This is a genomic window from Mycobacterium sp. IS-1264, from assembly GCF_001954195.1.
Taxonomy (GTDB): domain Bacteria; phylum Actinomycetota; class Actinomycetes; order Mycobacteriales; family Mycobacteriaceae; genus Mycobacterium.
Window position 1 is genome coordinate 30,608 of record NZ_MBES01000020.1, and the last position, 11,649, is coordinate 42,256.

At 69.8% G+C, this 11,649-nt stretch carries 8 protein-coding genes; all 8 read left to right on the forward strand.

Annotation, left to right across the window (positions count from 1 at the left end; genetic code table 11):
- The first annotated feature begins 2 nt into the window (after positions 1-2).
- Positions 3-935, forward strand: a complete 933-nt coding sequence (argB, locus tag A5744_RS04760; protein ID WP_205866287.1) for an acetylglutamate kinase — start codon at positions 3-5, stop codon at positions 933-935.
- 38 nt (positions 936-973) lie between these two features.
- Entirely contained in the window at positions 974-2,122 is a 1,149-nt protein-coding gene (locus A5744_RS04765; protein WP_240562966.1) for an acetylornithine transaminase, read from the forward strand.
- Positions 2,119-3,045 carry an ornithine carbamoyltransferase gene (gene argF, locus A5744_RS04770; protein ID WP_076058866.1) on the forward strand — a complete coding sequence of 309 codons (927 nt, stop codon included), beginning with the start codon at positions 2,119-2,121 and terminating at the stop codon, positions 3,043-3,045. Before A5744_RS04765 ends, argF begins: the two co-directional genes overlap by 4 nt.
- A complete protein-coding gene (locus A5744_RS04775; RefSeq protein WP_076058868.1) occupies positions 3,042-3,536 on the forward strand; it encodes an arginine repressor in 495 nt (164 codons plus the stop codon). Before argF ends, A5744_RS04775 begins: the two co-directional genes overlap by 4 nt.
- Before the next feature lie 13 nt (positions 3,537-3,549).
- Positions 3,550-4,746, forward strand: a complete 1,197-nt coding sequence (locus A5744_RS04780) for an argininosuccinate synthase (RefSeq protein ID WP_076058870.1) — start codon at positions 3,550-3,552, stop codon at positions 4,744-4,746.
- Positions 4,747-4,834: 88 nt separating this feature from the next.
- Complete coding sequence (argH, locus tag A5744_RS04785; protein WP_076058871.1) at positions 4,835-6,259, forward strand: argininosuccinate lyase; 1,425 nt, start codon at positions 4,835-4,837, stop codon at positions 6,257-6,259.
- Positions 6,260-6,372: 113 nt separating this feature from the next.
- Positions 6,373-7,434, forward strand: a complete 1,062-nt coding sequence (locus A5744_RS04790) for a type III polyketide synthase (protein WP_076058873.1) — start codon at positions 6,373-6,375, stop codon at positions 7,432-7,434.
- A gap of 19 nt (positions 7,435-7,453) precedes the next feature.
- On the forward strand, positions 7,454-11,649 hold a 4,196-nt coding region (locus A5744_RS04795), incomplete at its 3' end, for a type I polyketide synthase (protein WP_076058875.1).

An 11,649-nucleotide genomic window follows, 5' to 3' on the forward strand; every position in this document is an offset into this window, starting at 1 on the left:
CCATGAAGATCGAAGAGTTGACCACCGTGGTCAAGGCGCAGGTGCTCGCGGAGGCGCTGCCGTGGCTCAAGCAGCTGCACGGCAAGATCGTCGTGATCAAGTACGGCGGCAACGCCATGACCGATGACACGCTGCGGCACGCCTTCGCCGCCGACATGGCGTTCCTGCGCAACTGCGGCGTCCACCCCGTGGTCGTGCACGGCGGTGGACCACAGATCACCGCCATGCTGCGCCGCCTCGGCATCGAGGGCGACTTCAAGGGTGGATTCCGCGTCACCACACCGGAAGTGCTCGACGTGGCGCGGATGGTGCTGTTCGGACAGGTCGGCCGCGAACTGGTCAACCTGATCAACGCACACGGGCCCTACGCCGTCGGCATCACCGGCGAGGATGCGCAGCTGTTCACCGCCGTGCGGCGCAGCGTCACCGTCGATGGGGTGGCCACCGACATCGGCCTGGTGGGCGACGTCGATCAGGTGAACACGGCGGCGGTGCTGGATCTGATTGCGGCGCGCCGCATTCCGGTGGTGTCGACGCTCGCGCCCGACGCCGACGGCGTGGTGCACAACATCAACGCCGACACCGCCGCGGCGGCGCTGGCCGAAGCCCTGGGAGCCGAAAAGCTGTTGATGCTGACCGATGTCGAAGGCCTGTACACCAGCTGGCCCGACCGCGATTCGCTGGTCAGCGAAATCGACACCGCCACACTGGCGCAACTGCTACCCACGCTGGAGGCCGGCATGATCCCCAAGGTCGAGGCGTGCCTGCGCGCGGTCACCGCCGGTGTGCCCAGCGCACACGTCATCGACGGGCGGGTCGAACACTGCGTGCTGGTGGAGCTTTTCACCGACGCGGGCACCGGCACCAAGGTGGTGCGCGCCGGCGACGATGCAGAGCGCAGCGATGAGGAGGAGCGGCGCAGGTGGAACGCGTGACGCACACCGACGAGCTACGGCAGCGGTGGGAAGCCGTGATGATGCACAACTACGGCACCCCGCCGGTCGCGTTGGCCAGCGGGGAGGGCGCCGTCGTCACCGACGTCGACGGCAAGACCTACCTGGATCTGCTCGGCGGCATCGCAGTCAACGTGCTCGGCCATCGCCACCCCGCCATCATCGAGGCCGTCACGCATCAGCTCGCGACGCTGGGCCACACGTCCAACCTGTATGCCACCGAACCCGCCGTCGCGCTGGCCGAAGAACTGGTCGGGCTGCTGGGCGCGGACGCGCAGACCCGGGTTTTCTTCTGCAACTCCGGGACCGAGGCGAACGAGATGGCGTTCAAGCTGTCCCGGCTCACCGGACGCACGAAACTCGTTGCCGCACAAGAGGCTTTCCACGGCCGGACGATGGGTTCGCTGGCGTTGACCGGTCAGCCCAGCAAGCAGGCTCCGTTCGCGCCGCTGCCCGGTGAGGTCACCCACGTCCCGTACGGCTCGGTGGACGCGCTGGCGGCGGCCGTCGACGACGACACCGCCGCGGTATTCCTCGAACCGATCATGGGGGAGAGCGGCGTCGTCGTCCCACCGGAGGGCTACCTCGTCGCCGCCCGCGACATCACCGCGCGGCACGGGGCCCTGCTGGTCCTCGACGAGGTGCAGACCGGAATGGGCCGCACCGGCGCGTTTTTCGCGCATCAGCATGACGGCATCACCCCCGACGTGGTGACGCTGGCCAAGGGGCTGGGCGGCGGTCTGCCGATCGGCGCGTGCCTGGCCGTCGGGCCGGCGGCGGAGCTGCTGACGCCGGGCCTGCACGGCAGCACGTTCGGCGGCAACCCGATCTGCACCGCGGCGGCGCTGGCCGTGTTGCGCGTCCTGGCCGCCGACGACCTCGTCCGGCGCGCCGAGGTGCTGGGCAAGACGATCCGTCACGGCATCGAAAGGCTCGGCCATCCGCTGATCGACCACGTGCGCGGCCGCGGCCTGCTGTGGGGCGTGGTGCTGTCCGCGCCGCGCGCCAAGGACGCGGAGGCGGCAGCCCGCGGTGCGGGCTTCCTGGTCAATGCGGCCGCGCCCGACGTCATCCGGCTGGCGCCGCCGCTGATCATCACCGAGTCCCAGATCGAGGGATTTATCGCCGCCCTGCCGGGGATCCTCGAGACCGCAGGGGCTGCAACGTGATTCGGCATTTCCTGCGCGACGATGACCTCGCACCGGCCGAGCAGGCCGAGGTGCTGCAGCTGGCCGCGGATCTGAAGAAGGACCCGTTCGCCCGTCGCCCCCTGGAGGGTCCGCGCGGCGTCGCGGTGCTCTTCGACAAGAACTCCACCCGCACCCGGTTCTCGTTCGAGGTGGGCATCGCCCAGCTCGGCGGGCATGCGGTCGTCGTCGACACAAGCAGCACCCAGCTGGGCCGCGACGAGACGCTCGAGGACACCGCGCGCGTCCTGTCCCGCTATGTCGACGCCGTCGTGTGGCGGACGTTCGGGCAGGACCGGCTCGACGCCATGGCCTCTACCGCGACCGTGCCGGTGGTGAACGCGCTGTCGGACGAGTTCCATCCCTGCCAGGTGCTCGCCGACCTGCAGACCATCGCCGAACGCAAGGGGACGCTGCACGGGCTGCGGCTGTCCTACTTCGGAGACGGCGCCAACAACATGGCCCATTCGCTGATGCTCGGCGCCGTCACCGCCGGCATCCACGTCACGGTCGCCGCGCCCGACGGGTTCGCGCCCGACCCGAGCGTCGTGGCCGCCGCCGAGCAGCGCGCGCGGGCCACCGGCGCGTCGGTGCTGGTCACCTCCGATGCCGAGGCCGCCGCGGCGGGAGCCGACGTCCTGGTGACCGACACCTGGACGTCGATGGGTCAGGAGGACGACGGACTGGACCGCCGCACCCCGTTCTGGCCCTATCAGGTCAACCCGCAACTCGTCGGCCTGGCGGATTCGGAAGCCATTGTGCTGCACTGCCTTCCGGCCCACCGTGGCGACGAGATCACCGACGAGGTGATGGACGGGCCGCGCAGCGCGGTGTGGGACGAGGCCGAGAACCGCCTGCACGCCCAGAAGGCGCTGCTGGTGTGGTTGCTGGAGCGGTCGCAATGACTCGCAGCAAGCCCACCCCCGAAACCACCCGCGCCGGCCGGCAGGCCCGCATCGTGGCGATCCTGTCGTCATCGTCGATCAGCAGCCAGAGCGAACTGGCGGTGCGGCTGGCCGACGAGGGCATCGACGTCACCCAGGCCACGCTGTCGCGCGATCTCGAGGAGCTCGGCGCAGTGAAGCTGCGCGGCGCGGACGGCGGCGTCGGGGTCTACGTCGTCCCCGAGGACGGCAGCCCGGTGCGCGGGGTGTCCGGCGGCACCGCGCGGCTGTCGCGGCTGCTGGGCGAGCTGCTGGTGTCCGTCGACTCCAGCGCGAACCTGGCGGTGCTGCGCACCCCGCCCGGTGCGGCCGACTATTTGGCCAGCGCAATCGACCGGGCGGCGCTACCGTACGTGGTCGGCACGATCGCCGGCGATGACACCCTCTTCGTGGCCGCCCGAGAGCCGATGACCGGCGCCGAGCTGGCCGCCACCCTCGAGAGCCTCAAATAAAGGAGATTGACTGATGTCAGAACGCGTCATCCTGGCGTATTCCGGCGGTCTGGACACCTCGGTGGCGATCAGCTGGATAGGCAAGGAGACCGGCCGTGAGGTCGTGGCGGTGGCGATCGATCTGGGCCAGGGCGGCGAGGACATGGAGGTCGTGCGCCAACGGGCCCTGGACTGCGGCGCCGTCGAGGCGGTCGTCGTCGACGCCCGCGACGAATTCGCCGAGGGCTATTGCCTGCCCACGGTGCTGAACAACGCGCTGTACATGGACCGCTACCCGCTGGTGTCCGCGATCAGCCGGCCGTTGATCGTCAAGCACCTCGTGGCGGCCGCGCGCGAGCACGGCGGCGGCATCGTCGCGCATGGCTGCACCGGCAAGGGCAATGACCAGGTCCGGTTCGAGGTCGGATTCGCTTCGCTGGCACCGGATTTGGAGGTGCTGGCGCCGGTGCGCGACTACGCGTGGACGCGGGAGAAGGCGATCGCGTTCGCCGAGGAGAACGCCATCCCGATCGGCGTCACCAAACGCTCGCCGTTCTCCATCGACCAGAACGTGTGGGGCCGCGCTGTGGAGACCGGGTTTCTCGAGCACCTGTGGAACGCACCCACCAAGGACATCTACGCCTACACCGAAGACCCCACCCTGAACTGGAGCACGCCCGACGAGGTGATCATCGGATTCGAGCGGGGCGTGCCGGTGTCCATCGACGGCAGGCCGGTCTCGATGCTGCAGGCCATCGAGGAACTCAACACCCGCGCCGGGGCGCAGGGCGTGGGGCGCCTCGACGTCGTCGAGGACCGGCTGGTCGGCATCAAGAGCCGCGAGATCTACGAAGCACCCGGCGCGATGGTGCTCATCACCGCGCACACCGAACTCGAACACGTCACCCTCGAGCGCGAACTCGGTCGCTTCAAACGGCATACCGACCAGCGCTGGGCCGAGCTGGTGTACGACGGGCTGTGGTACTCACCGCTCAAGGTCGCGCTGGAGAGCTTCGTCGCCAAGACGCAGGAACACGTGTCCGGCGAGGTGCGAATGGTGTTGCACGGCGGGCACATTGCGGTCAACGGCCGCCGCAGCGCCGAATCGCTCTACGACTTCAACCTGGCCACCTACGACGAGGGCGACAGCTTCGACCAGTCGGCGGCGAAGGGCTTCGTCTACGTGCACGGGTTGTCGTCGAAGATCGCCTCCCGCCGGGACCTGCAGTGAGTTTTCTCGGCCGCGAGTGTGAAATCTGCGACGGGACACGCCGTCGAAGCGTCGTGAGATTCACACTCGCGGATGGGGTGAGAGGCGGGTGAGCACTCGCGAGGGATCACTGTGGGGTGGGCGGTTCGCCGACGGTCCGTCCGAGGCGCTGGCCGCTCTCAGCAAGTCCACCCACTTCGACTGGGTGCTGGCGCCCTACGACATCACGGCGTCGCGCGCGCACACCATAGTCCTGTTCCGGGCCGGGCTGCTCAGCGAGGAGCAGCGCGACGGGCTGCTGGCCGGGCTGGACAGCCTGGCCGAGGACGTGGCCGACGGCAGCTTCTCGCCGCTTGTCAGCGACGAGGACGTGCACGCCGCCCTGGAGCGCGGCCTGATCGACCGGGTCGGGCCCGACCTGGGCGGCCGGCTCCGCGCCGGCCGGTCGCGCAACGATCAGGTGGCGACGCTGTTCCGGATGTGGCTGCGCGACGCGGTGCGGCGGGTCGCCGCCGGGGCGCTCGACGTCGTCGCGGCGCTGGCCGCGCAGGCCGCCGCCCACCCGAAGGCGATCATGCCCGGCAAGACCCATCTGCAGTCGGCCCAGCCGATCCTGCTGGCCCATCATCTCCTGGCACACGCGCATCCCTTGCTGCGCGACGTCGACCGGATCGTCGATTTCGACAAGCGCGCCGCGGTGTCCCCGTACGGCGCCGGCGCGCTGGCTGGCACGTCGCTGGGGCTGGACCCCGACGCGATCGCCGCGGACCTGGGCTTCGCCGCGTCGGCGGACAACTCCGTCGACGCGACCGCGGCCCGGGATTTCGCCGCGGAAGCCGCGTTCGTGTTCGCGATGATCGGCGTGGACCTGTCCCGGCTCGCCGAGGACATCATCATCTGGAGCTCGACGGAGTTCGGCTACGTCACCCTGCACGATTCGTGGTCCACCGGCAGCTCGATCATGCCGCAGAAGAAGAATCCGGACATCGCCGAGCTGGCCCGCGGCAAGTCGGGCCGGCTGATCGGCAACGTGGCCGGCCTGCTGGCGACGCTGAAGGCCCAGCCGCTGGCCTACAACCGTGACCTGCAGGAAGACAAGGAACCGGTCTTCGACTCGGTGGCCCAGCTGGAGCTGCTGCTGCCGGCGATGGCGGGCCTGGTGGCCAGCCTGACGTTCAACGTCGAGCGGATGGCTGCGCTGGCCCCGGCGGGCTACACCCTGGCCACCGATATCGCCGAATGGCTTGTCCGCCAGGGAGTTCCGTTCCGGTCCGCGCACGAGGCCGCCGGCGCCGCCGTGCGCGCGGCCGAGGAGCGCGGCGTCGGGCTCGAGCAGCTGACCGACGACGAGCTGGCCGCCATCAGCTCCGACCTGACACCGCAGGTCAGGGAGGTGCTGACGATCGAGGGCTCGGTCTCGGCGCGCGACGCCCGCGGAGGCACCGCGCCGACCCGGGTCGCCGACCAACTCGACGGGGTCCTGGCCAGCTCCGAGCGGCTGAAAGAGCGGCTGCAACAGCAGCTGACGGGGTGAAACGAGACTGCCCGTTTCTTTGCCGTTAATTTGCGAGCGGACTAAGCTTCCATCAGCTAAGCAGTCCGGGTGAACCGTCGTGCCCGGGTGTACGTGACCAGGGGGTGGGTCCAATGAGCGTCATCGCGGGCGTGTTCGGAGCGTTGCCGCCATATCGCTACTCCCAGCGCGAGCTCACCGACTTTTTCGTCAGCATTCCGGAGTTCGAGGGTTACGAGGACATCGTTCGGCAGCTGCACACCAGTGCCAAGGTCAACAGCCGCCACCTGGTCCTGCCGCTGGAGAAGTACCCGACGCTCAAAGACTTCGGCACGGCGAACCGGATCTTCATCGAAAACGCCGTGGACCTCGGCTGTGAGGCGCTGGTGGGGGCGCTGGACGAGGCGGGGCTGCGACCCCAAGACCTCGACGTGCTCGTCACGACGACGGTCACCGGGCTGGCGGTGCCGTCGCTGGATGCCCGGATCGCCGGGCGGCTCGGGCTGCGCGACGACGTGCGCCGGGTGCCGCTGTTCGGGCTGGGCTGCGTCGCCGGGGCCGCGGGGGTGGCCCGGCTGCACGACTACCTGCGCGGCGCGCCGGACGGGGTCGCGGCGCTCGTGTCGGTCGAGCTTTGCTCGCTGACCTACCCGGGATACAAGCCGTCGCTGGCCGGCATGGTCGGCAGCGCGTTGTTTGCTGACGGTTCTGGAGCCGTGGTCGCGGTCGGCGAGCGTCGCGCCGAACAGATCGGCGCCGCCGGGCCCACAGTGGTCGATTCCCGCAGCCACCTCTATCCCGACTCGCTGCGCACGATGGGCTACGACATCGGCACGACGGGATTCGAGCTGGTGCTGTCCAAGGATGTCGCGGCGGTCGTCGAGCAATACATCGAAAAGGACGTCACGGAGTTCCTAGCCGCCCACGGCCTGAGCACCGACGACATCGGCGCCTTCGTCAGCCACCCCGGTGGCCCGAAGGTCATCGAAGCGATCACTGCCGCCCTGTCGCTGCCGCCGGAAGCCCTGGAGCTGACGTGGCGCTCACTCGGTGAGATCGGCAACCTGAGCTCGGCGTCGGTGCTGCACGTGCTGCGCGACACCATCGGCAAGCGGCCGCCCAGCGGCAGCCCGGGCCTGATGCTCGCGATGGGTCCCGGATTCTGCTCTGAACTTGTGTTGTTGCGCTGGCACTGATGCGCGATCGCCTGATCGTATGAATAGCAGTCAAGACGAACTCGTCAAGGCCCTCCGCAAGTCTCTCAAGGAAAACGAGCGGCTGAAGCGGGAGAACCGCGAGTACCTGGCCATGGCGACCGACCCGATCGCGGTGGTGGGGATGGCGTGCCGGTATCCGGGCGGCGTGGATTCGCCGGAGGCCTTGTGGCAGATGGTCGTCGAGGGCCGCGATGTGGTGTCCGACTTCCCGTCCGATCGCGGCTGGGATCTGGGCGGCCTGTTCGATCCCGACCCCGACGCGATCGGGAAGTCGTACACCCGGTGCGGCGGATTCCTGGCGGACGCCGCCGATTTCGACGCCGCGTTCTTCGGTATCGCGCCCAGCGAGGCGCTCGCCATGGATCCGCAGCAACGCTTGTTGATGGAAGTGTCGTGGGAAGCGTTGGAGCGAGCCGGAATTGACCCGTTGGCGCTGCGTGGGTCGGCGACGGGCGTGTTCGCCGGGATATTCCACGGGTCGTACGGCGGCCAGGGACGGGTCCCCGGAGAGCTCGAGCGATACGGGCTGCGCGGCTCGACGCTGAGCGTCGCCTCGGGCCGGGTCGCCTACGCGCTGGGCTTGGAGGGCCCGGCGGTGTCGGTGGACACCGCGTGTTCGTCGTCGTTGGTGGCCCTGCACCTGGCGGCCCGCTCACTGAGATCGGGCGAATGCGATCTGGCGTTGGTCGGCGGCGTGACGGTCATGGCCACTCCCGCGATGTTCATCGAATTCAGTCGACAGCGCGCGCTGGCCGCCGACGGACGGTGCAAGGCGTATGCCGGTGCGGCCGACGGGACCGCCTTCTCCGAGGGCGTCGGGGCGCTGGTGTTGGAGCGGTTGGCCGATGCGCGGCGGATGGGCCACCCGGTGCTCGCGGTGGTCCGGGGCTCGGCCGTCAACCAGGACGGCGCGTCCAACGGCCTGGCGACCCCGAATGGCCCGGCTCAGCAGCGGGTGGTGCGGGCCGCACTCGCCAGCGCGCGGTTGACGACGGCCGACGTGGATCTGATGGAGGGCCACGGCACCGGCACCACGCTGGGCGACCCGATCGAGGCCCAGGCGCTGCTCGCTACCTATGGACAGAATCGGCCGGCGGATCGGCCGCTGTGGCTGGGGTCCATCAAATCGAACATGGGTCACACCTCGGCCGCCGCGGGCGTGGCCGGGGTGATCAAGATGGTGCAGGCGATCCGCCACGGGCTGATGCCGCGGACGCTGCATGTGGATGTGCCCACGCCGCATGTGGATTGGTCGGCGGGGGCCGTCTCGCTGTTGACCGAACCCCGGGCATGGCCGGCGGGGGACGGTCCGCGCCGGGCCGGGGTGTCGTCGTTCGGGATCAGCGGGACCAATGCGCATGTGATCTTGGAACAGGCCCCGTCGGACCAGCCGGCGCTGGAAAGCGTTGGCGCTTCGGGTGATAACGACATGCCGGCGGTGCCGTGGGTGTTGTCCGCGCGGTCGGCCGAGGCGCTGACCGCCCAGGCGCAGCGGCTGTTGACGCACGTCGGCGCCGATCTCGACGCGGCCGACGTGGGCTGGTCGTTGGTCTCGACGCGTTCGGTGTTCGAGCATCGCGCGGTGATGGTCGGCGGTGACCGCGAGCAGCTGCTGGCCGGATTGGCCGGGCTGGCGGCCGGCGAGCCCGGCGCGAATGTCGTGGTGGGGCGTGCCCGCGCGGTGGACAGGACGGTCTTCGTTTTCCCGGGGCAAGGCTCGCAATGGGTCGGCATGGGGGCCCAATTGCTCGACACGTCAAAGGTTTTCGCCGATCACATGAACCGATGCGACAAGGCGCTCGGCGAACACGTGGAATGGTCCCTGATCGATGTCATCCGGGGCGCGGCGGGCGCCCCCGGGCTGGACCGGGTCGACGTGGTGCAGCCGGTGCTGTGGGCGGTGATGGTGTCGCTGGCCGAACTGTGGCGCTCGGTGGGCGTCCGCCCGGACGCGGTGATCGGCCACTCGCAGGGCGAGATCGCGGCGGCGTATGTCGCGGGTGCGTTGTCACTGGAGGACGCCGCCCGGGTCGTGGCGCTGCGCAGCAGGCTGCTGGTGCGGCTGTCGGGTTCCGGGGGCATGGTCTCACTGGCGTGTGCCCTGCCGCGAGCGCGCGAGTTGCTGGAACCATGGGGCGACCGGCTCAATATTGCTGCCGTCAACGGTGTTTCGGCCGTCGTCGTCTCCGGCGAGGTGACGGCACTCGAGGAACTGATGCCACGCTGCGAGGCGAACGGCGTCCGAGCGCGCAGGATCGATGTCGACTATGCCTCGCACTCCGCGCAGGTGGACGCGATCCGTGAGCCGCTCGCCGAGGCGCTGACCGGCATCGCGCCGCGTTCGTCCTCGGTGGCCTTCTTCTCCACGGTCACCGGCGAGCTAATGGACACCGCCGGCCTGAACGCCGAGTACTGGTACCGCAGCATCCGGCAGACGGTGCAGTTCGAACGTGCGGTGCGCGCCGCGCGCGATAGCGGGCATCAGGCTTTCATCGAATCCAGTCCCCATCCGGTGTTGCTCGCCGGCATCGAGGAAACCCTGGCCGATCGGAATGCCCCCGAAGCCGTCGTCATTCCCTCGCTGGGCCGCGAGGACGGTGGGCTCGACAGGTTCTTGCTGTCGGCCGGTCAGGCTCACGTCGCGGGCGTGGACGTGAACTGGCGGGCGGCTTTTGCGGGCGGATGTCAGGTGCCGTTGCCGACGTACGCCTTTCAGCGGCAACGGTTTTGGTTGCCGGAGATGGGCGCCGGCACCGGCGACATGGGCGCTCTGGGTTTGGCGGGGGCCGAGCACGGCTTGCTGGGCGCGGTGGTCCACCGGCCGGACTCGGGCGGCGTGGTGCTCACCGGCCGGCTCTCGATGGCCGCCCAACCGTGGCTGGCCGATCACGCGGTGGCCGGGGTGGCGTTGTTCCCGGGCGCCGGGTTCATCGAGTTAGCGTTGCGCGCCGGCGATGAGGTCGGTTGCACCGTGGTGGAGGAGCTGACGCTGTCGGCGCCGCTGCTGTTGCAACCGGCAGAAGGGGTGCACGTCCAGGTGGTGGTGGGCGCCGCGACGAGCTCGGGCAGTCGGACCGTGTCGGTGTATTCGCTTGCGGCGCAGCCCGGTTCGGAGTGGGTGTTGCACGCCGAGGGCACGCTGAGCGCGGGAGCCGTGCAGCCGGCGGCCGATCTGTCGGTCTGGCCGCCGGTGGGGGCGACGCCGCTTGACGTGGTCGATGCGTACGAGCGACTGGCGGACCGGGGCTATGAGTACGGGCCGGCGTTTCGGGGTCTGCGGGCCATGTGGCAGCGGGGCAGCGAAGTCTTCGCCGAGGTCGCAGTCCCCGAGGCCACCGGAGTGGACGTCGGCGGCTTCGGGATCCACCCGGTGTTGGTGGACGCGGCGCTGCACGCGATGGGAGTGGCCGGCGAACAGGCCGAGACGATGCTGCCGTTTTCCTGGCAGGGAGTGTGTTTGTACGCGGCGGGAGCGGCACGCGCGCGGGTGCGGATCGCACCGGTCGGCGTGGCCGCGGTGTCGGTGGACCTGGCCGATGGCGCGGGTCTGCCCGTGTTGTCGGTGCGCGAGCTGGTAGTTCGCCCGGTCTCGGTGGCGCAGTTGGCGATGCCTGCGCAAGGCCGACGGGCGGGCGGGGCACTGTTCGAGGTGACATGGCCACCGGTGTCATTGGGGTCCAACGGGATTGGCGACGACGGTGTCACGGTGTGGCGCCCGGGCCCGGCGGCCGACGGTGTGGTCGGTTCGGTGTATGCGGCCACCCATGAGGCGCTGCGTGTACTGCAGTCGTCTCTGGCCGGGGATGGTTCCAAGATTCTCGCGGTCGTCACTCAGGGCGCCGTGGGGCTGCCCGGTGAGGCGACCACGGATCTCGCCGGCGCGGCGGTGTGGGGGCTGGTGCGCTCCGCGCAGGCCGAGCATCCGGGTCGGTTCGTGTTGGTGGATTCGGACGGATCGATCGACGTGCGCGATGTCATCGGTTGTGATGAACCGCAACTCGTGGTGCGCTCCGGTGTCGCCTATGCTCCCCGGCTGACCGCCGCAGGCGCCGGGCTGCAGCTGCCGGAGGGCGCATGGCGGATGACCGCCGGTGGCGGCGGCACGCTGGAGGACCTAGTGGTGCAGCCGAGCGCACGGGTGGAGCTGGCCGCCGGGCAGGTGCGGGTGGCGGTGGCCGCGGTGGGGGTGAACTT

Excerpts from the sequence above, each read along its gene's own strand:
- argB (WP_205866287.1), top strand. The coding sequence starts at position 3 with ATGAAGATCGAAGAGTTGACCACCGTGGTCAAGGCGCAGGTGCTCGCG.
- A5744_RS04765 (WP_240562966.1), top strand. The coding sequence starts at position 974 with ATGATGCACAACTACGGCACCCCGCCGGTCGCGTTGGCCAGCGGGGAG.
- A5744_RS04775 (WP_076058868.1), top strand. The coding sequence starts at position 3,042 with ATGACTCGCAGCAAGCCCACCCCCGAAACCACCCGCGCCGGCCGGCAG.
- A5744_RS04780 (WP_076058870.1), top strand. The coding sequence starts at position 3,550 with ATGTCAGAACGCGTCATCCTGGCGTATTCCGGCGGTCTGGACACCTCG.
- A5744_RS04790 (WP_076058873.1), top strand. The coding sequence starts at position 6,373 with ATGAGCGTCATCGCGGGCGTGTTCGGAGCGTTGCCGCCATATCGCTAC.